The sequence below is a fragment of the Schauerella aestuarii genome, assembly GCF_009866805.1.
GTDB lineage: Bacteria > Pseudomonadota > Gammaproteobacteria > Burkholderiales > Burkholderiaceae_B > Schauerella > Schauerella aestuarii.
On record NZ_SIZW01000040.1, the window covers coordinates 790,221 to 815,338 of the forward strand.

Below are 25,118 nucleotides of genomic sequence, written 5' to 3' on the forward strand. Positions count from 1 at the left end.
GCCGATATCAGCGCACCGGCATGCTCTGCAGCGCGGCGATCCGCGACGGGATGGGCGGGTGCGTGGAGAACAGTGCCGCAATTGCGCGGCCGCCGGTGACGCCTGACGCTTCGAACGTCTTGGGGAGATCGGTCGACTCGATGCCGCCCAAACGGGCCAGGGCGCGGATCATCGGTTCGCGGCCACCCATCAACTGGGCCGAGCCGGCATCCGCACGATACTCGCGCTGGCGCGAGAACCACGCCACGATGATCGACGCCGCGACGCCGAACAGGATCTCACAAGCGATCACGGTGACAAAGTAGCCGATACCGTTGCCGCGCTCGTTCTTGAGCACGATGCGGTCGACGAAGTAGCCGACCACGCGGGCCAGGAACACCACGAACGTATTCACCACGCCTTGAATCAAGGTGAGGGTGACCATGTCGCCGTTGGCGATGTGAGCCACTTCGTGCGCCAGCACGGCAGCCACTTCTTCTTCGGTCATGCTGTTGAGCAGGCCGGTCGATACGGCGACGAGCGAATCGTTCTTGAAGGCACCCGTGGCGAACGCGTTGGGCTCGCCTTCGTAAATCGCGACTTCGGGGCGGCCGATGCCGGCCCGGTCAGCCAGCTGATTCACCGTATCGAGCACCCAGATTTCGCGCTGACCATTGGGCGCATTGGGGTCGATGACCTGCGCGCCTACGCTCCACTTGGCCATCTTCTTGCTCATCAACAGCGAGATGATGGCGCCGGTGAAGCCGACGACGACCGAGAAAATCAGCAGGGCGGTGACGTTCAGGCCCTGGCCGGCAAACATGCGGTCGATGCCGAAAATGCGCAGCGTGGCCGACAGGACGAGCATCACCGCAAGGTTGGTGACGACGAACAAAATGACGCGTTTCATGGTTTCTTATGTTCCTCTGCAAGCGAGATGTACCGGGTTGGACTGTCCGGTAAAAAAGCAGTTCCCCTATTGGCGCCCGCGCGCCGAGTGGGGGTTAACGCGGAGTATAGTAACGGTTCGCCGCTTTTTTTCGCCCACCTTCACCCCATCTAACGCGCAATTCCATGCAGGCTCTCTGGATGTTGCTGGCCTCAGCCATGTTTGCGCTGATGGGGTCGGCCGTCAAACTGGCAATCGAGCAGGGCGCTTCGCTTCCTGAAGTGGTGTTGTTCCGTGGCATGCCGTCCGTCGTATTGCTGCTGATTTTCGCGCGCAGCGGGCGGCTTCCCCTCATCTCTCCCCACTGGCGCCGGCATATCTGGCGCAATATCGCTGGTGTGAGTTCAATGTGGCTGGGCTTTGTCGCCTTGTCTCACCTTCCGTTGGCCACGGCCACCAGTCTGAATTACACGGCGCCGCTCTTCATCGCTTGCTGGATGCTGGGCTGGGGTGGCGCGCAACGCGATCCTGTGCGAATCGCCGCAGTGGTCCTCGGATTTCTAGGCGTGGTGACCATGTTGCGCCCCAGTATCAGCGGTGATGAGTGGATCGCGGCGATGTTTGGCTTGGGCGCAGGCGCGATGTCTGCCGTGGCGATGATGCAGATCCGCCAGCTAGGCAGCATCGGCGAGCCCGAGTGGCGCACAGTGCTGTATTTTTCGATTGCCGTGTGCCTGAGCAGCGTGATCGGCGTTTCAATTGAAGGGTTCGGCCATACCGGGCCCACGGGTTACATGGCGCTTGGCGCTGTAGGACTGACCGGGCTGTGCGGCCAGTTGGCCCTCACGCGCGCCTTCGGGCTGGGTTCGCCCTTGCTGACGGCCGCACTGCAGTACACCACCATTATTTTCGCGGCCTTGCTGGGCGTCGGCTTTTTCGGCGATCAGCTCGACGCATGGGCGTGGGGCGGTATCGGCCTCATTATCTTCGCCGGCCTGTTGTCGGTCTGGCGCACGATGCGCGAGAACCGTGTGGCACGCCCGGCATAAGTTGCAACGCTAGGAGATTCCATCATGACCCACCCCTTGATCAGCGCCGAAGCGCTGGGCCATCTGTTGGCCGACAGTACGGGCCAGGTGCGCGTATTCGATGTGCGCCACGATCTCGTCGATCATGCTGCCGGGCGCCGCGCGTATGACGCCGGCCATATCCCCGGGGCAGTGCATATCGATCACGAGACGGAACTTGCTGCCGCAAAAACCGGCAAGAACGGCCGCCATCCGTTGCCCCAACCCGAGGTTTTCGCGGCCCATATGGCGGCGCTCGGCGTGACGCCAGAGACGCATGTGGTGGCGTATGACGCCAGCGGCGGCATGTATGCCGCGCATTTGTGGTGGATGTTGAACTGGATCGGTCACCGCAACGTGCAGGTGCTCGACGGTGGCTGGCAGGCGTGGGTGGCTGCAGGGTTGACGCAGCAGACCGAAGCGCCGGCGGATCAGGCCGCAACGCAGCCGCCGAAGCAGGCTGGGCAAACCGCGGCAAGCCCGACGTCGTTCGGTGCCGGCACGATGGGCGCTGTGGACGCCGACGCCGTGCTTGCCAACATCGAGCATCCGACCTTTACGGTGCTCGATGCCCGCGCCGCGCCGCGCTATCGCGGTGAGGTCGAGCCGATGGATCCCGTCGCAGGCCATATCCCGGGTGCGCGCAATCGTCCCAATACGGGCAACCTGGGAGAGGATGGGCGCTTTAAGTCTGCCGACGTGCTGCGTGAGGAGTATCTGGCATTGCTCGATGGTGTTCCGGCTGAGCAGGTTGTGCACCAATGTGGCTCAGGAATTACCGCCACCCACAACCTGCTGGCCATGGAGGTGGCAGGCTTGAGCGGCTCGCGGCTCTATCCCGGTTCATGGAGCGAATGGGTGAGCGACAGCTCCCGGCCCGTCGCCACGGGTGAAAAGCCCTGATCGGTACAGGCTGATCTCGGGTTGGCGCTCAGCCAAGTCGTACCGCGAAAGGCGAAAGCCGCGCACCCTGAACGGGCGGCGCGGCTTTTTGTTTGGGTATATCCCTTGCGCGATGACGGCCACCCAACAGGAGACAAACCATGCCCACAATGAGCTTGCCCGAACTCGCTGACGCCATGCGTGAGATCGACATCACGATGCTGTCCACATTTACCGATGGCGGTTTGATCGCCAGCCGCCCCATGAGCAACAACGGCGAGGTGGCGTACGAGGGAACCTCGTACTACTTCACCTGGGCGCAGTCGCGAATGGTGAAGGATATCGAGCGCAACCCGTTTGTGCATCTGGGTTTTCAGGGATCGAAGACGTTTTTAGTGTCTGTCCAGGGCAAAGCCACATTGATCCGCGACAAGGCCCAATTCGAGAAGCACTGGACGCCTGATTTGGATAATTGGTTCGAGGACGGGATCGATACCGACGGCGTCGTCATGATCAAGGTCGCCGCCGACAGGATTCATTACTGGGATGGCGAAGACGGCGGTGAAGTCGAGTTAAACGTCTGACACACAGGCGTGACTCGAGGGCATCGACATCGCTATCTGAATCTGGCGTGATCGCGTTTCGGAGCGCCTGGTTTCAGGCGCGATATCCCGTGTTGATCAAATAGATGCAGCCGATGAAGGTGCCCATCGAAACCCATACGGACGCCAGCGCCAACGTTTTGACGCCCAGCGAGATGGCAGGATTGCGGCATGCCTTCACAAAGGCTGACATGCCGATGAAAAAGGCGATTGCAGGGAAGATGAATACCGTGATCATCAAGAACAGTGTGGGCACGGTGAGCGCCGACACGATCAATGAGGTTACCGCCATATTGATGGCTTTTTTGCTGCTGATGGGCGGTTTGATGATTGGCTCTGCGAATGCGAGTTGAGGAAATGGCGCGGAAGTAAAAATGGCGGCCCGTAGATTGGCCGCCATTTTTTTGGGAATTATCGCTCGTCCATGATCCGGCGATACCACTCGTGGAAGTGCTGCATGCCGTCTTCCATTGGCGATTGATAGGGGCCGCTTTCGCTCACGCCACGCTTCATCAGTGCCAGCCGGCCGGCATCCATACGTTCGGCAATCTCGTCATCCTCGATAGCAGTTTCCATGTAAGCCGCGCGTTGCGCCTCGACGAATTCGCGCTCGAACGCCGCGATCTCCTCGGGGTAATAGAACTCGACCACGTTGATCGTTTCTTGCGGACTCACGGGATAAAGCGTGGACAGCACGAGCACGTGCGGATAGAGCTCGATCATGTGCGTGGGGAAGTAGGTGACCCAGATCGCACCGAAATCAGGCTCTTCACCGCCGCGGAAGTCGAGCACGCGGTCATGCCACTGCTTGTAGACATCCGAACCCGGCTGCGCGAGCGCGCTGTGTACACCCACGCGTTGCAGGCTGTGCCAGTCGCCGAATTCCCAGGTCAGATCGTCGCAAGCGACGAAGCGCCCCAGGCCCGGGTGGAATGGGCCCACGTGGTAATCCTCGAGATATACCTCGATGAAGGTCTTCCAGTTGTAGTTGCACTGATGCACCTCAACGTGGTCGAGCACGTAGTCGCCAAAGTTGAATTCGGGTCGCGAAAACAGGCCGGCCATGTCCTTGGCGGGATCGCGCGGGCCCTCGAACAACAGGCCGTGGCAATCGCGCAGGCGGAAGCGTTCGAGGTTCATGCAGGGCGTGCTGTCAAACGCCGGGGCGCCCAAAAGCTCACCGCGGTCGTCGTACGTCCAGCGGTGCAAGGGGCAAACGATATTGCCACCGCTCTTGGCGAGCGAGCCATGCGTGTTGACGTTGCCGGATACGTTTCCCGGCACGCCGCCCAGCATCAGCGACTGCCGATGGCGGCAGACGTTCGAAAGCAGTTCGACGCCTTGGGCGTTACGAACCAGTGCCCGCCCATTCTTTTCCTGGACGAGCGTGCGCCAATCGCCAACTTCGGGCACGGATTTTTCATGGCCGATGTACTGCGACGATTGTTTAAAGATTACTTCCAGCTCGCGCGCAAAGCGGGCGTCGTCAAAGTAGGCACTGACGGGTAGCTGGGTGCGTGCTGGCACCAGATGTGCCATCCGACCGATGTCGGTCATGATTCCCTCCGCTCGGATAAAAAAGCCAGGACGGCGGGGATCCGTTCTGGCGCGAAGAAAAGTCGGGCTGGCCGATCAGTAAAGCTGGATTGTACCCCACAGCGTCCCCGTTCAGCCGGGGTCTTCAAGTGGAGCGCGCGCGTAGCACAGTGCAGCAGTCCTTCTATGGTTCACCTCACCCAATGTGGCTTGTTTGTGACACCCAGGCACGATTGCCGGGACGTCGCAATGACAGGGTGAGACCTTATGCGCTTCGGATCGTTCGCTGCGGAAACCGATATGCCGAACACCGGAGCTCAAATGAGCTTGCGCGTGATGGGATGCCTGAGGAGGAGCCAACTGGCCACCGCCGAGAGCGCGAACGTGATGACGGCGATCAGCGGGACGGCAACGATATCGACCGCGTCGCCCGAGAACGCGCCACCCCGGCGAGCCAGGTCCAGAAACACGGGATGCACGAGATAGATGCCGAAAGTGAGCGGCCCCAGCCCGGCCAGGCGCGGCAGGCGCGGGCCCGACACCAGCCACTGGAACATCGCAACCGACATCGGCGCCACGGTGATGCTGAAGTTATCGTAGAAATAACCGTAGAACTGGTCCGCATCCGACCACAGGTACACCCCGGCTGCGGTTGCAATCACCGAGGCCGCCACGATCAGGCCCGGCACCGGAATCCGCAGACGACCCTCGAAGATCATCCGGCCGGCGATGAAATAGCCGATGTAGGGCACGAACCACGTCATGAAGAAGCCGTTGGGCGCGTCCATGATTTGCCGGTAGATCGCCTCGCCCACGGCCAGTCCGAGCATCGCCGCCACAGCGAAGAGCCGCTGTTTGTCGCTGATCCGGGCGTAAAGCGTTCGCACGAATGGGGCGAAGAGATACAGCCCCACGATCATGTACAGGTACCACAGGTGGTAATAGGGCGTGCCCATCGCCACGGTGCGTAACGGTGTGGCGGGATCCATCACGCGCGTGTCGAGCCATTCCTGCCACATCCGCCAGCCCAGGAAAAAAAGCGTCCAGAAGACCAACGGTGTCAACACGCGGGCCATGCGCTTCTGATAAAAGCGCTTCAGCCCACCTTGCGGTTTGCCGGGATCGAGCAGCAGTGCGCCGCTGATCATCACGAACACCGGCACACACCACCGGGCCGCCGAGTCGTAAACGTTGGCGGCGATCCAGGCATCGGAGCCGTAAGTGGCGCCGCCGTCGCCCAGGGTTTGCGCGGCGCTATGCAGCAGTACGACGGCCGCCGCCGCGAGCCATCGGGCCGTGTCGAGCCGAGAGAGCCGTTCGCGAACGGCGTCGTGAGTGTGATGAAATTCGGCAATACGCATATACCCTAACCGTAACAGTTGGCATCGTCTGAGGGCTGTATCCAAGGGTTAGGACTTGATGCGAGCGTTATGAAGGTGCGATCTCGTACAATGTTGGGCTGAACAACTCATGCGGCGCCTTGCCGCTTGGACAGCAATGGTCACTTCTAAACCTTCCAACGCCGCGTCGGCCGAATCGGATCCGCAGGATTTCGAATCGGCGCTGGCCGAACTCGAAAACCTCGTGGCGTCCATGGAAGATGGCGGCTTGCCGCTCGAACAGTCGCTCGCCGCCTATCGCCGCGGCGTGGCGCTGTCGCGCATTTGCCAGGATCGTCTGGCCAGCGCTGAACAGCAGGTCAAGGTTCTGGAAGGCGAGCTGTTGCGCCCTCTGGATCGTGCAGCACTGGATGACGACGCCCAAGGATGAAGGACGGTCACCTCGCTTTTGAAGAGTGGCTGGTGCAACGCGCCCAGCATGTGGAGTCGGTACTCGACGAGCATATGCCGGCGGCCGACGATGTGCCGATGCGCCTGCACGATGCCATGCGATATGCCGTGCTGGGCGGTGGCAAGCGTGTGCGTGCGGCGCTCGTGTACGCAGCGGGTGCGGCGTGCTACACCGGCGGCAACACGATCGCGCTGGACGCGTCGCTGGACCGCGCGGCGGCTGCCGTCGAACTCGTGCATGCCTACTCGCTGGTGCATGACGATCTGCCGTGTATGGACGACGACACGCTGCGCCGGGGCCGGCCCACGGTGCATATCCGCTATGACGAAGCCACCGCAATGCTGGCGGGCGACGCCTTGCAGCCGCTGGCCTTCGAGTTGCTGGCCGAGATGCCGATCGCGCCTGCACTCGTAGTACAGGCGGTTTACGTGCTTACCCGTGCGAGCGGCAGCCAAGGCATGGCCGGCGGTCAGGCGATCGACCTGCAAAGTGTGGGCCATGCGCTCACGCGCGATGAGCTCCAGATCATGCACAGTATGAAAACCGGCGCCATGCTCGAAGCGAGTGTGGCGTTGGGCGGCATCGTGGCGGGGGCGAGTTCCAGCACGCGCCGGGCGCTTGACGCCTATGCGCAGGCGATTGGATTGGCGTTTCAGGTGGTGGACGACATCCTCGACGTGACCGCCGATAGCGCGGCGCTCGGCAAAACGCCAGGCAAGGATGCCGCCGAAAATAAACCGACTTATGTGTCGCTGCTGGGCCTCGAGCCGGCGCGCGCATTTGCTGAAGAGCTTCGTTTGGCAGCCCTGGGTGCATTGGCACCGCTGGGCGGGACGGGCGCCCGGTTGGCTCAACTGGCCGACTTCATCGTGCTGCGCGACCGCTGACCGGCATTTGCGCCCGGCGCGCTACTTGCGCGGGCAACGCTTCCTAATTGATGATGTGCGTATGACCAACACTGAACTTCTGGACCGCATCCAAACCCCTGACGATCTGAAAGGGCTGGATCGACGCGACCTCAAGACGCTTGCCGGCGAGTTACGCGGGTTCGTTCTGGAGTCGGTGTCGGCCACGGGCGGCCATTTGTCGTCCAACCTCGGCACGGTCGAGCTGACGTTGGCGTTGCACCACGTGTTCGCCACACCGCACGATCGCATCGTCTGGGATGTGGGCCACCAGTCCTACCCGCACAAGATATTGACGGGCCGCCGGGCCGGCATGACGTCGCTGCGTCAGCAGGACGGAATCTCGGGCTTTCCGAAGCGCAGCGAGTCGGAGTACGACGCATTCGGCACCGCGCACTCGTCGACGTCGATTTCTGCAGCACTGGGGATGGCGGTGGCCTCCCGCAACGCCGGCATCTCACGTCAGCACATTGCGGTGATCGGCGACGGCGCGATGTCGGCTGGGATGGTCTTCGAGGCGATGAACAATGCGGGTGTCACGCCCGATATCAATCTGCTCGTCATTCTGAACGACAACGATATGTCGATTTCGCCGCCGGTAGGCGCGTTGAATCGCTATCTCGCTCGCCTGATGAGCGGTCAGTTTTACGCCACGGCCAAGAACGTCGGTCGGGCGGTGCTGCAGCATGTGCCGCCCGTGCTCGAACTGGCTCGCCGTTTCGAAGAGCATGCCAAGGGCATGATCGTGCCGGCGACGATGTTTGAAGAGTTCGGCTTCAATTATGTCGGCCCGATCGACGGTCACGATCTCGATGCGCTGGTGCCCACCCTGCAGAACCTGCGGGCGCTGGGCGGATTGCAATTCCTGCACGTGGTGACCAAGAAGGGGCAAGGCTACAAGCTGGCCGAGGCCGATCCGGTGCTTTATCACGGCCCGGGCAAGTTCGATCCGGCCGTGGGAATCCAAAAGGCCACTGGCCCGGGCAAGACCACGTTCACGCAGGTTTTTGGACAATGGCTGTGCGACATGGGCGCAGTGGATGACAAGCTTTGCGGCATCACGCCGGCCATGCGTGAAGGCAGTGGCCTCGTTGCGTTCGAACAACGGTTTCCCACACGCTATTTCGACGTGGGCATCGCCGAGCAACATGCGGTGACTTTCGCCGCCGGCCTGGCATGTGAAGGGCAGAAGCCCGTGGTTGCCATCTACTCGACGTTTCTGCAGCGCGGCTACGATCAGATGATCCATGACGTGGCCTTGCAGAACCTGGATGTAACCTTCGCGCTGGACCGTGCGGGATTGGTGGGCGCCGATGGTGCCACGCATGCAGGCAATTACGACATCGCCTTCATGCGCTGCATCCCGAATATGGTGATCGCCACACCGTCCGATGAAAATGAAACCCGTTTGCTGCTGAGTACCTGTTATCGCCATAACGGGCCGGCTGCCGTGCGTTATCCCCGAGGGGCCGGCTGCGGCGCCGCGATTGAAACGGGGTTGTCCGACGTGCCCGTGGGCCGCGGCGTGGTGCGGCGCGAAGGCGAGCGGATCGCGATTCTGGCATTCGGCACGCTGCTCCAACCGGCGTTGGTGGCAGGTGAGGCGCTTAACGCCACCGTGGTTGACATGCGTTTCGTCAAACCCATCGATGCGGCATTGATTGCCGGTCTGGCGGGTAGTCACGACGCGTTTGTCACGATCGAGGATGCAGCCATCATGGGCGGGGCCGGCAGTGCGGTGTGCGAGTCGCTCAATGCTGCGCAACTCGTCAAGCCCGTGTTGCAACTGGGTTTGCCGGATGCCTTCATCGACCATGGCGATCAGGTCGCTTTGCTGGCGCAGCAGGGCCTGGATGCGAAGGGCATCGAAGCGTCCATCCGGGCGCGCTTCCCGGCGCCCGCAGCCGCCGGCTTGCGTGCGGTACCGTCCATCGAACCTAAAGCGGCCAAGTCGGTCTGATTCGGGACTGGTGCGATGGCAAGACAGTGCGTCGCAGCAAATCCCACCAACCCCTACAGGGTTTTTACGGGGTTGGCAGCGTTTCATGCGCCATAATGGACTCCTCTAATATTTCCTGGCCTCTCGTCTCGCGATGAGCGGCCTCGACAGGTAAGCATATGAATTCCCCCATCGACCCTGCTTTGGTCATGCCCGATGTGCAGAGTTCGCAAGACACTCGGCACATCCCGATTCAACGCGTGGGTATTCGCGGCGTTCGCCATCCGATGCTGGTGCAAGCCGGCGACGGCTCGGCGCAGCCTACCGTGGCCAACTGGACGCTGACCGTGGCGCTGCCTGCCGAAGAGAAGGGCACGCACATGTCGCGTTTCATCGCCCTGCTCGAAAAGCACCGCTCGGTGCCCATGACGCCGGCGTTGTTCAGCGGCATGGCGCGCGAAATGTTGCCGCTGCTGCACGCAGAGCGTGGCGATCTCACGGCGGCTTTCCCGTACTTCGTCAATAAGTCGGCACCGGTATCCGGTGTGCAGAGCTTGCTCGACTATGAAGTGCAGTGGATCGCACGTGCGGTGGGCGAATCGGTGGAGTTCGAGTTGGTGGTTCAGGTGCCGGTGACGAGCCTGTGCCCCTGTTCCAAGGCGATTTCCGAATACGGCGCCCACAACCAGCGTTCGCACGTGACGGTATTCGCCGTCACGACTGAGACGGTGGATATGGAAGGCATCATTCGCGCAGTGGAGCAGGAGGCATCCTGCGAGTTGTGGGGGCTGCTCAAGCGACCGGACGAGAAGTTCGTGACCGAACGCGCCTACGACAATCCGAAGTTCGTCGAAGATCTGGTGCGCGACGTGGCGGCCCGTATCGGCGCCTTGCCCGGTGTGGCGCGTTATCGCATCGAAGCCGAAAACTTCGAATCGATTCACAATCACTCGGCTTACGCGGTCGTCGAAGGCTGACGCGCGCGATTCGGTGATTGACGGGCCGGCGTCCTTGAGGGGAGGCCGGCCCGATTCGCTTTCTGTTTCCGGGCGATGCTGGCATGCCGTGCGATGTGGGGCGTAGGCCGTCGGAGAATCACCCGAGGGGATGCTTCACGCTGTTGCTGTGGGTGCCAGGCGACGTTCGAGGCCGCTTGGATAGGGGCGGTGCACGCTCGGATCACGCGGCCATTGCGTTTTAAAGCCAGTACAGCGATAATCGAAGGCTTTCTTGCTCGATCTGCCAGAGGTTTTTTGGCCGACGGGCTGTTTTGCCGGTGGGCACACCGGTGAAATATCCTCAAGGAGTATTATCCATGCGCCACTACGAAGTAGTGTTTATCGTTCATCCCGATCAAAGCGAGCAAGTGCCCGCCATGATCGAACGCTACCAGACCCTCGTGACCGGCCAAGGTGGCTCGGTTCATCGTCTGGAAGACTGGGGCCGTCGTCAACTGGCCTATCCGATCCAGAAACTCGTCAAGGCTCACTATGTGTGCCTGAACATCGAGTGCGGCCAAGGCACGCTCGACGAGCTCGAACACTCGTTCCGCTACAACGACGCCGTGTTGCGCCATCTGGTCATCAAGACCAAGAAGGCTCAAGCCACCCCGTCGTTGATGATGAAGTCGGTCGAACGCGAAGAAGCGCGCAAGGCCTCGTCGGAAGCTACGGCTGCTCCGGCGGCTGAGTAATCGGACGCTGTCGTTATGGCAGCGGGTTTGCCCGTCAACCGGTTGTTGATGACTGTGCAGGTACTCGAAAGAGAGCCGCTACGTCACACTCCCGCAGGGTTGCCCGCATTGGAGTTGTTGTTCAGCCACACCGCTGAAGTCGTCGAAGCCGGGTTACCGCGCCGCGTCGATCTCACGATTGGGGCGATCGCGCTGGGTGATCTGGCACTGCTTCTGGTGGATATGCCACTGGGTTCGGTGCTCGATGTCGAGGGTTTCCTCGCTCCAGTACGTAAGGATTCCGCCAAGCTGCGCATGCACTTGCAAAAGGCAAACGTGGTCGGTGGAGGCAACGATCCCTTGGTGGCTTGAGGCTGACACCTCCGGTACTGCAAAACGACAAGATTCGGCTCGACGCATCACCCAAGCAGACACAAGCGGGACGGTTCACCGTCCTAACGAATTCGGATAGATGACGGATCGAAAGATCCGAAGCAAACAAAGAGGCACATCATGGCTTTCTTCGGAAAACGCAAAGAGAAACGCAAATTCGCGCAGCAGAACCCGCTGTTCAAGCGTCGTAAGTTCTGCCGCTTCACCGCCGCCGGCGTCGAAGAGATCGATTACAAGGATCTCGACACGCTGCGCGACTTCGTGCAAGAAAACGGCAAGATCATCCCCGCCCGTTTGACCGGCACCAAGGCTCACTACCAACGTCAACTGGATACCGCCATCAAGCGTGCGCGTTTCCTGGCGTTGTTGCCTTACACCGACAACCACAACTGATCCGGGAGATCGATATGCAAATTATCCTGCTCGAAAAAGTCGTCAACCTGGGCAACCTGGGTGAAGTCGTTCGCGTGCGTGACGGTTACGCCCGCAATTTCCTGATTCCCCAGCGCAAGGCCCGTCGTGCCACGGAAGCGGCGCTGAAGGAATTCGAAGCCCGCCGCGCCGAACTCGAAAAAGCCCAGGCTGAAAAGCTGGCTGCTTCGCAATCGGTTGGCGAGAAGCTCAACGGCTTCAAGCTGACGATTTCGCAAAAGGCCGGCGTCGACGGCCGTCTGTTCGGTTCGGTCACGAACATGGACATCGCTGCCGAGCTGCGCAAGCAAGGCTTCGAAACGGTTGAAAAGTCGCAAGTGCAACTGCCCAACGGCGCAATCAAGACCGTCGGCGAATACCCCGTTCAGGTTCAACTGCACGCTGACGTGCTGTCGGACGTGACCGTTGTGGTTCAAGGCGAAATGTCGTAAGCCTTAGAGGCACACGCCTTTAACCGCTTGCGGTACAAAAAAGCCGGTCTGTGTGCCGGCTTTTTTCATTTGTTCATCTACTAGATCTGTTCGTCTACTAGGAAACCTTTTGACCGATACGCCGCATCATCGCACCGCGCCGCCCGGCCTTGAAGCGCGCCTTCAGGCCATGGATCCGGCGCGAGAACCCGGCGTGCGCTGGCTCGAAGTCGATGGTGTGCCGTGCATCGTCAAACGCCGCCGTCCGAGCGTGGCGCGCGGCGTCAGTTATGCGATCCGCTATGTGCGGGCGTTTGCGATCGGCGTGACCTGCAAGGTTGCGCTGGGCGAGTTTCCGCCACCCAATCTGCTGTTGCGCAATGGGTTGCCTTACGAGGCTGAACGGCTGAAGTTTCTTTCGCAAGCGGGATGCGCAGTCCCCAACATCTGGTTCGAAGGCCCTGGCGTGCTGGCGCTTGAGTATGTGGGCGATAATGTGGCGCTGCTGCTGCGAGCCGCGCCGCAGCTGGAACGCCTGCAACTGGCTCGCGCGCTGGCTGAAGATCTGGCCGCGTTCCATGCGCGCGGTTTTTGGCATGGCGGGGCGCAGGTTCGCAATCAAACCATGCGCGATGGCGAATTGTGGCGTATCGACTTTGAGGAAAATATTGGCGGCGCGTTATCGTTGCCGTTGTCGCAGGCTTACGATGTGTTCCAGCTGCTCTCGTCCCTCATGGCGATGCGCCATGTGTCCGATGCGGATATGCGCGAGATCGGGCCGGTCGTGCTGGATACTTATTTCGCCCGGCATCCCGATGCCGGCGTACGGGCACAACTGACCCGTCTGGGCAAGATGGTTTGCCGCATTACCGATGCGCTCCGACCTGTGCTGGGTCGTGTGGAATGGCGCGACGTGAAGGGCTTTTACCGTGTTGCCGACACCTTACGTTTACTATTGAAATCATGAACGCCGCTGCCGATTCCCCCCTCGAATATCTGCGGGTACCCCCGCATTCGGTCGAAGCCGAACAGTCCGTCCTGGGCGGCTTGCTGCTGGACAACTCGGCGTGGGACAAAATCGCCGATGTGTTGCTCGAGGAAGATTTCTACCGCCACGATCATCGTCTGATCTGGAACCACATCGCGCGTTTGATCGGCCTGTCGCGTCCGGCGGACGTGATCACGGTCAATGAATCGCTCAGCATGGGCGGCAAGCTGGAAGAAACCGGCGGGCTGACCTATCTGAACGCGTTGGCGCACAACACCCCATCGGCGGCAAACATCCGGCGTTACGCCGAGATCGTTCGCGAGCGTTCCACGCTGCGCAAGCTGGTGTCGATCGCCGATGATATCTCGTCGGCTGCGCTCAATCCCCAAGGCAAGGAAGCCCGTCAGATTCTGGACGAGGCTGAAACGCAGGTGTTCAAGATCGCGCAAGAGGGCGCACGCGGTACGCAGGGCTTCCAGGTGATTCAGCCGCTGCTGACCCAGGTGGTCGAGCGGATCGACGAGCTGTACCACCGCGACAGCACCTCGGATGTGACGGGCGTGCCCACGGGTTTTGCCGATCTGGACAAGATGACGTCCGGTCTGCAGGCCGGTGACTTGGTGATCGTGGCCGGCCGACCGTCGATGGGTAAAACGTCGTTTTCGATGAACATCGGTGAACACGTCGCCATCGAGCAGGGCCTGCCGGTGGCCGTGTTTTCCATGGAAATGGGCGCGGTGCAGTTGGCCATGCGGATGCTGGGTTCGGTCGGGATGCTGGATCAGCATCGCATGCGTACCGGCAAGTTGCTGCCGGAAGACTGGCCGCGCGTCACGCACGCCGTGCAGATGATGCAGGATGCGCAGTTGTACATCGATGAGACGCCGGCACTCACTTCCATGGAGCTGCGCGCGCGTGCGCGTCGTCTGGCGCGCCAATGCGGGCAGCTCGGCCTCATCATCATCGACTATATCCAGCTCATGTCGGGTAACTCGGGTGGCGAAAACCGGGCCACCGAAATTTCGGAAATCAGCCGCTCGCTCAAGGGCTTGGCCAAGGAACTGGGCTGCCCGTTGATCGCGCTCTCGCAGTTGAACCGCAGTCTGGAACAGCGCCCCAACAAACGGCCGGTGATGAGCGACTTGCGCGAATCGGGTGCTATCGAGCAGGATGCCGACGTGATCCTGTTCATTTACCGGGACGAGGTCTACAACCCCGATTCGCCGGATAAAGGCACGGCCGAGATCATCATCGGCAAGCAGCGTAACGGGCCGATCGGTACGGTACGCATGACCTTCCAAGGCCAGAGCACGCGCTTCCTGAACTTCACCCCGGGTCAAACGTATTGAGTGTGGCCCGGTCGGTAACCGTGTCGGGCCGAATTCAGGTTTGGTGGCGGTGGAATCGGCGCTTGCGGGTGGACGGAATCGGGATTCAGGCGGGCGGGATCGGGGTCGGGTAGGGGGGCGAAGGCAGGTCCGGTTAGGGGTCGAATTGGCGTCGAGCGCCAATGGCCATTCCGGGCGGGAACGGATCTATACCCATCAAAAAAAACGCGGCGGTCTGCAAAGACGCCGCGTTTTTCATACCTGCTTTGCGCCCATCAGGCGTGTTCCAGTTCCTCGGCCGGATCCATCGGCCGTTTCGCGTAGCGCGACGCCAGCACCGAGCACACCATCAACTGGATCTGATGGAAGAGCATGAGGGGCAGCACAACGGCGCCCACGGCGCTGCCGGCAAACAGCACCTGCGCCATCGGCACACCACTCGCCAGGCTTTTCTTGGAACCGCAGAAGAGCAGCGTGATGCGATCGGCGGTATTGAACTTGAACAGCTTGCCCAAAAGAACCGAAATCAGCAGCGCGGCGGCCAGGATGACCACGCAGACCACCACAAGACCCAGAATCGCCGGAATCGGCGTATCGCGCCACAATCCACCGGTTACTGCTTCCGAAAACGCCACGTACACCACCAGCAGAATCGACCCTTGGTCGACAAACTTGAGCATGGCCTTCTTGCGTTGGACCCAGGCACCGATCCAGCGGCGGGCGATTTGCCCGAGCACGAACGGCAGCAACAGTTGCAGCATGATCTTGCCGACGGCGTCGAACGAGATATGCGCTTCAGCGGCCTGAGCGACCACGAGTCCGACCAGCAGCGGGGTGATGAAAATGCCGATCAGGCTGGATGCGGATGCGCTGCATACGGCAGCGGGAATATTGCCGCGGGCCATGGAGGTCAGGGCAATGGCCGACTGCACCGTTGCCGGCAAGCAGCACAGGAACATGACGCCGGTGTAGAGCTCAGGCGTGACAAGCGGCTGCAACAGCGGCTTGAATGCCAGGCCGAGCATCGGGAAAAGCACGAACGTGACGGTGAAGATGGTCGTATGCAAACGCCAGTGCGTGGCGCCGGCGACGATCGCTTCGCGCGACAGGCGGGCGCCATGCAGGAAGAACAACAGGGCCACGGCCAGATTGGTGATCCACTGTACGACGACGAGCGCTTGGCCCTGTGCCGGGAAAAAACTGGCCAGCGCTACGGCGCTCAGCAGGAACAGGATAAAGCGGTCGGGCAAGAGTCGTGACAGGCGTTTCATGATGCAGAGTGAGCGATCGATATAAAAAAAGCGATCCGGGTCGATCGCTTGAAGACGAGGGGCATTGTAGTCCTGAAACAAACGGCCTAGCTGTCGAATAGCTGTCTGTGTCGATCGGCCCGGCATTCGGCGTCATGGGTATTGGCATGCGTGGTACGTGACCTCAACCGCCGCGTTCCGCCCCGGTGCGATCTGCCAGGCTATTCCACAAATGCATCACTGCATAGCTGCGCCACGGTCGCCAGGTATTCGTGCGCAGACGTTGCTGGGCGAGTGTGGCGGCCGTTGGGTCCAGCGCCAGCAGGATCTGTTTCAGTACCAGGTCGCTTTCCAACCAGGCATCGGGGTCGCGCCAGGCCCGCATCGCGACGTAGCCCACCGTCCAGGGGCCGATGCCGTGCAGGGCCAGCAGGGCCTGGCGAAGCGGCAGCGTGTTGGCCGGATGCGTCTCGATCGGCACCTCGCCGCTGGCGACCACAGCTGCGACGTGCTGCAGCGTGGCGATGCGTTTGTAGGGCATGCCGAGTTTGTGCAGGTCGGCACGTGCAACGGCTGCCGGGGAGGGGAATCGCCAGCAGGCAGACCCATCGTCGAAGGTGCCAAGCTGCTCTCCGGCCCGAGAGACGACGCGCCCGATAACCGTGGTGGCACCTTTGACGCTGACCTGCTGCCCAATGATGGCGCGGACGATCAATTCGAAATTCGACCAGGTGCCGGGCACGCGCAAGCCGGGTGCGGCAGCGATCATGCGTGTGAGATCGGGGTCGTGCGACAGCCCCCGGCGAATCGCGTCCGGATCCGCGGCGAGGTCGAACATCCGCGACAGCGCCGGCGCGAAATCGCCGATGTGTCGGCTCGCGGCGCCGTCGACGGTTGCGATGAGCATGTGACGGTGCGGATCGTCACGCACCGTCAGGATGCCGTCGTCGCCCAGCCAGTGAATGCTGCGGGTGTATTCGGTGTCGGTGACGCGTTCGATGCCGAGGGTTTGATGCCCGGCGAAAAAGCGCAGCAGGCGCGCCCAGTCGAAAGGCGGCGTGTACGGCAATTCAAGCGTCTGACGGGCGATGCGGGTGTTCAACGCGTGGTCCCCGTCAGGGCGTCATCTTCAGGGCGAGGTCGAATGCCGTCTTGAGCGATGCGGCATCGGCCACGCCGCGCCAGGCGATATCGAAGGCGGTGCCGTGATCGACACTGGTGCGCACGAACGGCAAGCCCACCGTGACATTCACCCCTTCGTCAATGCCCAGGTATTTCACCGGGATCAAGCCCTGGTCGTGATACTGCGCCACCACGATGTCGAACTCCCCCTGGCGTGCCCGCATGAACACCGTATCGCCCGGCCACGGGCCGCTCGCGTCGATGCCGAGCGTGCGGGCATGTGCGATCGCCGGCGCAATGATGTCGATATCCTCGCGGCCGAACTTGCCGTTTTCACCGGCATGGGGATTCAGGCCGGCGACCGCCACCCGCGGTGCGGCGATCCCCATCTGCCGGCAGGCCGTGTCTGCAAGCCTGATGGCGCGCACCTCGGCGTCCAGGGTGATGCCCTTGACGACGTCGACAAAAGGCACGTGAATCGTGACGAGCAACACGCGCAACACCTCGTTGGCGAGCATCATCGCGAAGTCGGCGGTGTGCGTGCGCGCAGCGAGGATCTCGGTGTGACCCGGAAAATCCACCCCTGCGGCATGCATCGAGGCTTTATTGAGCGGCGCGGTCACGATGGCGCGCAGATGTCCGGCATGGGCATCGTCGATGGCCTGACACACCGCCGCATAGCTGACCAGACCGGCCGAGGCGGCAACTTCACCTGCCGGCAGCTCGGCCGGCAAGGCCGGCCCACATTGAATGACACCGATGACGTTGGCGTCTTGCGGCAGGTCGTGGGGCGTGGCGATCGGCACGACCGTGAGGCGTGCGCCCACCAGCGCGACCGCGCGGCGCATCGCCGCAACGTCGCCATACACCACAGCCGGTGCGCCCAAGCCTTGGGCAAAGCACTTGACGACGATCTCCGGCCCGATTCCCGCAGCATCGCCCATGGTGATTCCCAGCGGTAAGCTGAGGGATCGCGCAGGCTTGGCGACCGTGGGTTCAGACGAGGCAACGGTGCTCGAGGGCGAATGGCCCCCCGGCACCCCTGCACCGCGTCCCGCACGTTCAGAAACCGCGTCCTGCCCGATGGCGCTGGCGTTAAAGGACATCGCCGGCGTAGTCCGCGAGACGCGAACGCTCGCCCCGCTGCAAGGTCACGTGACCCGAGTGCGGCCAGCCCTTGAAGCGATCGACCACGAAGGTGAGGCCGGAGCTGCCTTCGGTAAGGTAGGGCGTGTCGATCTGCGCGATGTTGCCCAGGCAGATCACCTTGGTGCCGGGGCCGGCACGCGTGATCAGCGTCTTCATCTGCTTGGGCGTCAGGTTTTGTGCTTCATCGATGATGAGGTACTTGTTCAGGAAGGTACGGCCGCGCATGAAGTTCAGCGATTTCACCTTGATGCGCGAGCGGATCAGATCCATCGTGGCCGCCCGGCCCCAATCGCCATTGCCTTCGCCGTCGCCCATATTGAGCACATCGAGGTTGTCTTCGAGGGCGCCCATCCACGGCAGCATCTTCTCTTCCTCGGTACCCGGCAGGAAGCCAATGTCTTCACCGACCGGCACCGTGACGCGCGTCATGATGATTTCGGTATAGCGTTTGGTTTCAAGCACTTGGGTAAGGCCCGCCGCCAGCGCCAGCAGCGTCTTGCCCGTACCGGCCTGGCCCAGCAGCGAGATGAAATCGCAATCCGGGTTCATGAGCAGGTTCATCGCGAAGTTCTGTTCGCGATTGCGCGTGGTGATCCCCCAGACGTTGTTCTTGCCGTGCGTGTAGTCGCGCAGCGTGGCCAGTACAGCCGTTTTGCCGTTGACCTCGCGCACTTGCGCGTGCAAAGGCATCTGGCCGTCGAAATAGACGAACTGGTTGACGACGAACTGCGCGCACAACGGTCCGTGAATGCGGTAGAACGTGGTGCCACCTTGCTGCCACGACTCGACATCCTTGCCGTGCTTGTTCCAGAAATCCTCGGGCAGGGCCATGACGCCCGTGTACAGCAGATCCGAATCTTCCAGCACATGATCGTTGAAGTAGTCTTCAGCGGCCATGCCCAGCGCACGCGCCTTCAGGCGCATGTTGATGTCCTTGGACACCAGCACGACGTCGCGTTGCGCGAATTTCTCCTGCAGGGCTCGCACCACGCCGAGAATCTGATTGTCGGCCTTGCCCATGGGCAGGTCGGCCGGCAGCGTGCTGTGAATGGCTGATGTCTGGAACAGCAACCGGCCGGTGGCGTCCTTGTTGCCCAGGGCGCTCAGATCCACGCCAGCGTCGATATCCTCGGCATCGTTGACCAATGCGTCGAGCGATCGGCTGACCTGACGCGCATTGCGCGCCACTTCGGACATGCCTTTCTTTTGATGATCGAGCTCTTCGAGCGTCATCATCGGCAGGAACACATCGTGTTCTTCGAAGCGGAAGAGGCTCGTGGGATCGTGCAGCAACACGTTTGTATCGAGCACGAACAGCTTGCGCGCTTCGGACTCGGTGCGCGGAATCACCTTGCGCGGCGCCTTGGGCGCCGACGCGGCCTTGCGCTCGCGCGCAGCCGGTGCGGCGACGGCAGCGGGCGGCGGCGGGGCGATCGGCGTGCTCTTGGGCATGCCGTCGAGTTCCGGCTGCATGGCCTCATCGTCGGCGTAGCTGCGGCCGGCCACCTTCAGTGCCGGCGCGGCGGGCTGTACGGGTGCCGTCGTTTTGCGGCGGGTTGTGCGAGGCGCTGCAGCCGGAGCGGCGGCAGCCTTGGCGGCTGCCGGTTTGGTCGCGGTCTTGCGCGTCGCCTGCGGCACGGCTTCTGCCGTCGGGAAGGTCAGGATGGCTGCGGGGCGGGTGGGCAACTTCGGAAGCGGCATGGTGTCACTCTCGTGTGAGGGCCGGCAGGTACGCCTGACGTGGATGAAACGAACAGCGAAAAAGGGTCAACCGATACTCAGGGCAGCCTGCAACACTTCTTTGGCATGGCCGGGTACGCGCAAACCGCGCCATTCCTGAACCAAAGTGCCATAGGCGTCGATCAGAAAGGTGCTGCGTTCGATGCCGCGCACCTGCTTGCCGTACATATTCTTCAACTTCATCACGCCGTAGAGATTGCAGACGTCTTCTTCGGTATCGGCAATCAGGGGAAACGGCAGGGAATACTTTGACTTGAAATTCTCGTGCGATTTCAGACTGTCGCGCGAGATGCCGATCACGACACAGCTTGCGGCCAGGAACTCGCCGTGCAGGTCGCGAAAATCCTGGCTTTCGGTGGTGCAGCCGGGTGTGTTGTCCTTCGGATAGAAGTACAACACTACGGCGCGGCCCTTGCAGTCGGCCAGATCGATCGTGCCGATCGTGCTCTCCGCCTTGAACGTGGGGGCGGGTTTGCCTATGGTGGGCGGCATTGCGGTCATTCTCCGGTGGGCATGAGGGCGGCCACGACGCGGCGGCCCTCGGCCATCAATATGTTGTAAGTGCGCGCGGCCGCCTGCGTATCCATCACCTCGATGCCGATTCCCTGCGCCAGCAAGGGCGCAGTGACGGCGGCGGGCAGGAAACGCTGGACGGCACCCGTGCCGACAAGCATCACTTCCGGTGCGTTATCGGGCAGCGGGGCGGGGGCGGATTCGCCAGCATCGAGGAAATCGAGGGGATTGACCGGGGCGGCCTTCAGGCCGGCGGCATCGCGCAGCAGCGCGGTCGTGACCTCGCTGGCAGCACGCGCATGCCACTGGGTGACAGGCCCCTCAGGTCCGAATGCGACCGCATGGTCGTAGCGAACCTGATTGATTTCGATGTAGCCGTCACCATACGCGGTGACGGTGTTCAATGCCGACGTTGGGTCAGTATGCAGCTTCAAATAGAACACTCCGGCTTGATGAGTTCATGATAGCGCATCGACATGACCGTTGCCCTACGAAATCCGTAGAAGTCACAGTGTGGTTTCCCGCATTTGCCGGGTGAGCTTCCTTACGATAGATTACTGGGTTTTGTCGCCCCAGGTCTCTAAGGATTGCCGCCATGAGGAAGTTTTCGCGCATCGAGCGCTTGCCGCCGTATGTTTTCAACATTACGGGTGAATTGAAGATGGCGGCGCGGCGGCGCGGCGAGGACATCATCGACATGTCCATGGGCAACCCTGACGGCGCCACGCCCAAGCATATCGTCGACAAGCTGGTCGAAGTGGCCACGCGCGACGACGCCCATGGGTATTCGGTATCCAAGGGCATTCCGCGCCTGCGCAAGGCGATTTGCGACTGGTACAGCCGCCGCTACGACGTGCAGTTCGATCCCGATAGTGAAGCGATCGTCACGATCGGCTCGAAAGAAGGCCTGGCGCACTTGATGCTGGCCACGCTGGATGCAGGCGATACGGTACTGGTGCCCAATCCCAGTTACCCCATCCATATTTACGGCGCGGTCATCGCCGGGGCGAACATTCGTTCGGTGCGCATGACGCCGGGCGTCGACTTCTTCGAGGAACTCGAACGCGCGGTGCGCGAGTCGATCCCGAAGCCCAAGATGATGGTGCTGGGATTTCCCAGCAACCCCACCGCCCAGTGCGTCGATCTTTCGTTCTTCGAACGTGTGGTGGCGCTGGCGAAGGAGCACGATATCCTGGTCGTGCACGATCTGGCTTACGCGGATATCTGCTTCGACGGCTACAAGGCGCCGTCGATCATGCAGGTCGAGGGCGCGCGCGACGTGGCCGTCGAATTCTTCACGATGAGCAAGAGCTACAACATGGCGGGCTGGCGCATCGGGTTCATGGTCGGCAACCGCGAACTCGTGCATGCCCTGGCGCGCATCAAGAGTTATCACGACTACGGTACGTTCACGCCAATCCAGGTGGCGGCGATCGCGGCGCTCGATGGCCCGCAGGATGGCGTGGACGAAGTGGTCGAGCAGTATCGCAGCCGGCGCGACGTGCTGGTGCGCGGTCTGCATGAGGCAGGCTGGAAGGTCGATGTACCCAAGGCCTCGATGTACATCTGGGCCAAGATCCCCGAGCCCTACCTGGCGATGGGGTCGCTTGAATTTTCCAAACGGGTGTTGTCCGACGCGAAAGTCGCGGTATCGCCGGGAATCGGATTTGGCGAGTATGGCGACGAGTATGTGCGTTTTGCACTGATCGAAAACGAGCAACGTACGCGTCAAGCCGTGCGTGGCATCAAGGACATGTTCCGTAAGGATGGATTTTTAAAATGAACCCCATGAAAGTGGGCCTGCTGGGCCTCGGTGTCGTCGGTGGCGGCACCTGGAATGTTTTATCGCGTAACGCCGAAGAAATCGCCCGCCGCGCGGGCCGCCGGATCGACATCACGCGTATCGCGGTGCGCGACGTGGCCAAGGCGCGTGCGCGCCTGGGCGATGCCGTGGCGCTGTCGGATCAGGCAACCGACGTGGTGCGTGACCCTGAAGTCGATATCGTGGTCGAACTCATCGGCGGCATCGAGCCGGCGCGCACCCTGGTGCTCGAGGCGATCAGCAACGGCAAGCATATCGTCACGGCCAATAAGGCGTTGCTGGCCAAACACGGCAACGAGATTTTCGCGGCAGCATCGGCGCAAGGCGTGATGGTGGCGTTCGAAGCCGCCGTGGCCGGCGGCATCCCGATCATCAAGGCGATTCGCGAAGGGCTGACGGCCAACCGCATTCAATGGGTGGCCGGCATCATCAACGGCACCACCAACTACATCCTGTCCGAAATGCGCTCGCGCGGCATGTCGTTCGGCGATGCGCTGGCCGAGGCGCAGCGCCTGGGCTATGCCGAAGCCGATCCCACCTTCGATGTGGAAGGCGTGGACGCCGCGCACAAGCTCACGCTGCTGGCCTCGATGGCGTTTGGCGTACCGGTGCAGTTTTCGAAAGCGCACATCGAAGGCATTTCGTCGCTGGCCAGCGAGGATATTGCGTTGGCCGAGCGGCTGGGCTATCGCATCAAACTGCTGGGCATCACCAAGCAGCGTCCGGACGGCATCGAACTGCGGGTGCATCCCGCCCTGGTACCCAACGATCGTTTGCTGGCGAACGTCGAAGGGGCCATGAACGCGGTGATGGTGTCGGGCGATGCGGTGGGCCCCACGTTGTATTACGGGCAGGGCGCGGGCGAAGAGCCCACGGCCTCGGCGGTGGTGGCCGATCTGGTGGACGTCACGCGCCTGCACACGGCCGATCCCGGCAACCGCGTGCCGCATCTCGGCTTCCAGCCCGATGCGATGTCGGACATGCCGATCCTGCCGATCGAACAAGTGATCACGTCGTATTACCTGCGCTTGTCGGTCGACGATCAGCCGGGCGTGTTGGCCGATCTGGCACGGTTGTTGGCGGATCTGCGGATTTCGATCGGGTCCATGATCCAGGAACCTTCGGGCGACGCGGCCGCCGATATCATCTTCATCACCCACGAAGCCCGTGAAGGCGACGTCGATCAGGCGATCGCGCGAATCGAATCGCTTGCGTTCGTCCGCTCCAAGGTGACCCGTCTGCGCATCGAGAATCTGGCATGAAATACATCTCCACCCGCGGCGGCATGTCGCCGCAAGGCTTCTCCGACATCCTTCTCGAAGGGCTGGCGCCCGACGGTGGCTTGGCGTTGCCGGAAACGCTGCCGCAGATTTCGCCCGCCACGCTGGAGAGCTGGCGCGGCCTGCCGTATGCCGAACTCGCCTTCGAAGTGCTGTCGCTGTTCGTCACCGATATTCCGGCCGATGAATTGCGCCGCATGACGCGCGCGGCCTACAACGATCAGGTCTTCAACAGTGAAGACATCGTGCCGCTGCGCCCGCTGGATGGCGGTCTCTCGCTCCTGGGTTTGTCTGAAGGCCCCACCCTGGCGTTCAAAGACCTGGCCATGCAGTTTCTGGGGCAGGTGTTCGAGTACGTGCTCACGCAGCGCGACACCACGCTCAATATTCTGGGTGCGACCTCCGGCGATACCGGTTCGGCCGCCGAATATGCGTTGCGCGGCAAGCACGGCGTGCACGTGTTCATGCTGTCGCCCCACGGCCGCATGAGCGCGTTCCAACGGGCGCAGATGTATAGCCTGCAGGACGAGAATATTCACAATCTCGCCTTGCGCGGCGTGTTCGACGAGTGCCAGGACATCGTCAAGGCATTGAGCGGCGATATCGATTTCAAGACGCGCTACAAGTTGGGCGCCGTCAATTCGATCAACTGGGCGCGGATTGCCGCCCAGGTCGTGTACTACTTCCACGGTTGGCTCAAGGCCACGACCGGTCCGTCGCAAACGGTGTCGTTTGCCGTGCCGTCGGGTAATTTCGGCAACATCCTGTCGGGCCATATCGCTCGCCGCATGGGCTTGCCGATCGCCAAGCTGGTGTTGGCCACGAACGAAAATAACGTGCTGGAAGAGTTCTTCCGCACGGGTGTGTATCGCCCGCGCACGGCCGCGCAAACGTACGCCACGTCGAGCCCGTCGATGGACATCTCGCGAGCGTCCAACTTCGAACGCTTCATTTTCGAACTGGTCGACCGCAATGCCGCGCAGGTTCGTGAGCTGTGGGCGCAACTGGCGTCGCAAGGTTTCTTCGATCTCTCGCATCGGCTGAGCGATATCCAGGGCAAGTATGGATTTGCAGCGGGCGTGAGCTCGCATGCCGATCGCATTGCCACGATCAAGTCGGTCTACGACGCGACCGGCGTGCTGATCGATCCGCATACCGCGGACGGCGTCAAGGTGGCGCGCGAGTTTGTGGAGCCGGGCGTGCCCATGCTCGTTCTCGAAACGGCATTGCCTGCCAAGTTTTCCGAGACCATCGAAGAAGCACTGGGCCATCCAGCTGCGCCGCCTGCCGCCCTGGCCAATCTCGAAAGCTTGCCGCAGCGGGTCGATGTGCTCGATTGCACCCTCGAATCGGTGCGCGAATACCTCGTCAAGCACGCCGCTGTCTGACTTCCAGAACTACCGAGCGATCGGTAGTTTTTTTTATCCTC

General features: G+C 61.8%; 26 protein-coding genes. 17 read left to right on the forward strand and 9 right to left on the reverse strand.

Annotated features, from left to right (window positions below):
* Nucleotides 1-7 precede the first annotated feature (7 nt).
* A complete protein-coding gene (gene htpX / locus EYW45_RS10530; RefSeq protein ID WP_161135292.1) occupies nucleotides 8-889 on the reverse strand; it encodes a protease HtpX in 882 nt (293 codons plus the stop codon).
* A gap of 164 nt (nucleotides 890-1,053) precedes the next feature.
* Here htpX and EYW45_RS10535 point away from each other — a divergent pair, with 164 nt between their 5' ends.
* The 4 genes from EYW45_RS10535 to EYW45_RS10550 all read left to right on the forward strand — a co-directional run bounded on the left by EYW45_RS10535 (nucleotide 1,054) and on the right by EYW45_RS10550 (nucleotide 3,772).
* Complete coding sequence (locus EYW45_RS10535; protein WP_161135293.1) at nucleotides 1,054-1,917, forward strand: DMT family transporter; 864 nt, start codon at nucleotides 1,054-1,056, stop codon at nucleotides 1,915-1,917.
* A gap of 24 nt (nucleotides 1,918-1,941) precedes the next feature.
* Nucleotides 1,942-2,838, forward strand: coding sequence for a sulfurtransferase (locus EYW45_RS10540; protein ID WP_161135294.1), 897 nt, complete (start codon nucleotides 1,942-1,944; stop codon nucleotides 2,836-2,838).
* A gap of 140 nt (nucleotides 2,839-2,978) precedes the next feature.
* Complete coding sequence (locus EYW45_RS10545) at nucleotides 2,979-3,401, forward strand: pyridoxamine 5'-phosphate oxidase family protein (RefSeq protein ID WP_161135295.1); 423 nt, start codon at nucleotides 2,979-2,981, stop codon at nucleotides 3,399-3,401.
* 113 nt (nucleotides 3,402-3,514) lie between these two features.
* Nucleotides 3,515-3,772, forward strand: coding sequence for a hypothetical protein (locus EYW45_RS10550; RefSeq protein WP_161135296.1), 258 nt, complete (start codon nucleotides 3,515-3,517; stop codon nucleotides 3,770-3,772).
* Nucleotides 3,773-3,830: 58 nt separating this feature from the next.
* Here the strand turns inward: EYW45_RS10550 and EYW45_RS10555 are convergent, their stop codons facing one another.
* Both EYW45_RS10555 and EYW45_RS10560 read right to left on the reverse strand, forming a co-directional pair.
* Complete coding sequence (locus EYW45_RS10555; RefSeq protein WP_161135297.1) at nucleotides 3,831-4,976, reverse strand: aromatic ring-hydroxylating oxygenase subunit alpha; 1,146 nt, start codon at nucleotides 4,974-4,976, stop codon at nucleotides 3,831-3,833.
* A gap of 296 nt (nucleotides 4,977-5,272) precedes the next feature.
* Complete coding sequence (locus EYW45_RS10560) at nucleotides 5,273-6,316, reverse strand: acyltransferase (protein ID WP_161135298.1); 1,044 nt, start codon at nucleotides 6,314-6,316, stop codon at nucleotides 5,273-5,275.
* 136 nt (nucleotides 6,317-6,452) lie between these two features.
* Between EYW45_RS10560 and EYW45_RS10565 the strand changes: the two genes are divergently transcribed.
* From EYW45_RS10565 to EYW45_RS10610, 10 genes are all read left to right on the forward strand, one after another.
* Nucleotides 6,453-6,725 carry an exodeoxyribonuclease VII small subunit gene (locus EYW45_RS10565; protein ID WP_161135299.1) on the forward strand — a complete coding sequence of 91 codons (273 nt, stop codon included), beginning with the start codon at nucleotides 6,453-6,455 and terminating at the stop codon, nucleotides 6,723-6,725.
* A complete protein-coding gene (locus EYW45_RS10570; RefSeq protein ID WP_161135300.1) occupies nucleotides 6,722-7,633 on the forward strand; it encodes a polyprenyl synthetase family protein in 912 nt (303 codons plus the stop codon). Before EYW45_RS10565 ends, EYW45_RS10570 begins: the two co-directional genes overlap by 4 nt.
* A 61-nt stretch (nucleotides 7,634-7,694) precedes the next feature.
* Nucleotides 7,695-9,611 carry a 1-deoxy-D-xylulose-5-phosphate synthase gene (dxs, locus tag EYW45_RS10575; RefSeq protein WP_161135301.1) on the forward strand — a complete coding sequence of 639 codons (1,917 nt, stop codon included), beginning with the start codon at nucleotides 7,695-7,697 and terminating at the stop codon, nucleotides 9,609-9,611.
* Between the two features lie 158 nt (nucleotides 9,612-9,769).
* Nucleotides 9,770-10,567: a GTP cyclohydrolase FolE2 gene (folE2, locus tag EYW45_RS10580; protein ID WP_161135302.1), complete on the forward strand. Its 798-nt coding sequence runs from the start codon at nucleotides 9,770-9,772 to the stop codon at nucleotides 10,565-10,567.
* 338 nt (nucleotides 10,568-10,905) lie between these two features.
* Nucleotides 10,906-11,283 carry a 30S ribosomal protein S6 gene (gene rpsF, locus EYW45_RS10585; protein WP_161135303.1) on the forward strand — a complete coding sequence of 126 codons (378 nt, stop codon included), beginning with the start codon at nucleotides 10,906-10,908 and terminating at the stop codon, nucleotides 11,281-11,283.
* Nucleotides 11,284-11,298: 15 nt separating this feature from the next.
* On the forward strand, nucleotides 11,299-11,634 hold the full coding sequence (priB, locus tag EYW45_RS10590; protein WP_161135304.1) for a primosomal replication protein N: 336 nt from the start codon (nucleotides 11,299-11,301) through the stop codon (nucleotides 11,632-11,634).
* Between the two features lie 141 nt (nucleotides 11,635-11,775).
* The gene (gene rpsR, locus EYW45_RS10595; protein WP_161135305.1) at nucleotides 11,776-12,048 is read left to right on the forward strand and encodes a 30S ribosomal protein S18; all 273 of its coding nucleotides are present in this window, start codon (nucleotides 11,776-11,778) and stop codon (nucleotides 12,046-12,048) included.
* Between the two features lie 14 nt (nucleotides 12,049-12,062).
* Nucleotides 12,063-12,518 carry a 50S ribosomal protein L9 gene (gene rplI, locus EYW45_RS10600; RefSeq protein ID WP_161135306.1) on the forward strand — a complete coding sequence of 152 codons (456 nt, stop codon included), beginning with the start codon at nucleotides 12,063-12,065 and terminating at the stop codon, nucleotides 12,516-12,518.
* Between the two features lie 109 nt (nucleotides 12,519-12,627).
* Complete coding sequence (locus tag EYW45_RS10605; RefSeq protein WP_161135307.1) at nucleotides 12,628-13,464, forward strand: BUD32 family EKC/KEOPS complex subunit; 837 nt, start codon at nucleotides 12,628-12,630, stop codon at nucleotides 13,462-13,464.
* On the forward strand, nucleotides 13,461-14,834 hold the full coding sequence (locus EYW45_RS10610; protein WP_161135308.1) for a replicative DNA helicase: 1,374 nt from the start codon (nucleotides 13,461-13,463) through the stop codon (nucleotides 14,832-14,834). Before EYW45_RS10605 ends, EYW45_RS10610 begins: the two co-directional genes overlap by 4 nt.
* Nucleotides 14,835-15,088: 254 nt before the next feature.
* Here the strand turns inward: EYW45_RS10610 and EYW45_RS10615 are convergent, their stop codons facing one another.
* From EYW45_RS10615 to EYW45_RS10640, 6 genes are all read right to left on the reverse strand, one after another.
* Nucleotides 15,089-16,084, reverse strand: coding sequence for a bile acid:sodium symporter family protein (locus tag EYW45_RS10615; RefSeq protein ID WP_161135309.1), 996 nt, complete (start codon nucleotides 16,082-16,084; stop codon nucleotides 15,089-15,091).
* Nucleotides 16,085-16,247: 163 nt separating this feature from the next.
* Nucleotides 16,248-17,165 carry a DNA-3-methyladenine glycosylase family protein gene (locus tag EYW45_RS10620; protein WP_161135310.1) on the reverse strand — a complete coding sequence of 306 codons (918 nt, stop codon included), beginning with the start codon at nucleotides 17,163-17,165 and terminating at the stop codon, nucleotides 16,248-16,250.
* A 13-nt stretch (nucleotides 17,166-17,178) separates the two neighbouring features.
* Nucleotides 17,179-18,129, reverse strand: a complete 951-nt coding sequence (gene pdxA / locus EYW45_RS10625) for a 4-hydroxythreonine-4-phosphate dehydrogenase PdxA (RefSeq protein ID WP_161135437.1) — start codon at nucleotides 18,127-18,129, stop codon at nucleotides 17,179-17,181.
* A gap of 151 nt (nucleotides 18,130-18,280) precedes the next feature.
* Nucleotides 18,281-20,035 carry a PhoH family protein gene (locus EYW45_RS10630; protein ID WP_161135311.1) on the reverse strand — a complete coding sequence of 585 codons (1,755 nt, stop codon included), beginning with the start codon at nucleotides 20,033-20,035 and terminating at the stop codon, nucleotides 18,281-18,283.
* Between the two features lie 66 nt (nucleotides 20,036-20,101).
* On the reverse strand, nucleotides 20,102-20,566 hold the full coding sequence (locus EYW45_RS10635) for a peroxiredoxin (RefSeq protein WP_161135312.1): 465 nt from the start codon (nucleotides 20,564-20,566) through the stop codon (nucleotides 20,102-20,104).
* A gap of 5 nt (nucleotides 20,567-20,571) precedes the next feature.
* On the reverse strand, nucleotides 20,572-21,021 hold the full coding sequence (locus EYW45_RS10640) for an Mth938-like domain-containing protein (protein ID WP_161135313.1): 450 nt from the start codon (nucleotides 21,019-21,021) through the stop codon (nucleotides 20,572-20,574).
* Nucleotides 21,022-21,182: 161 nt separating this feature from the next.
* On the opposite strand from EYW45_RS10640, the gene alaC reads away from it, so the two are divergent.
* From alaC to thrC, 3 genes are read left to right on the forward strand one after another with little or no spacing between them, the layout of a single operon-like run.
* Nucleotides 21,183-22,370: an alanine transaminase gene (gene alaC, locus EYW45_RS10645; RefSeq protein WP_161135314.1), complete on the forward strand. Its 1,188-nt coding sequence runs from the start codon at nucleotides 21,183-21,185 to the stop codon at nucleotides 22,368-22,370.
* Complete coding sequence (locus EYW45_RS10650; RefSeq protein WP_161135315.1) at nucleotides 22,367-23,671, forward strand: homoserine dehydrogenase; 1,305 nt, start codon at nucleotides 22,367-22,369, stop codon at nucleotides 23,669-23,671. The genes alaC and EYW45_RS10650 overlap by 4 nt, the downstream gene beginning before the upstream one ends.
* On the forward strand, nucleotides 23,668-25,077 hold the full coding sequence (gene thrC / locus EYW45_RS10655) for a threonine synthase (RefSeq protein WP_161135316.1): 1,410 nt from the start codon (nucleotides 23,668-23,670) through the stop codon (nucleotides 25,075-25,077). The genes EYW45_RS10650 and thrC overlap by 4 nt, the downstream gene beginning before the upstream one ends.
* The last annotated feature ends 41 nt before the right edge of the window (nucleotides 25,078-25,118 follow it).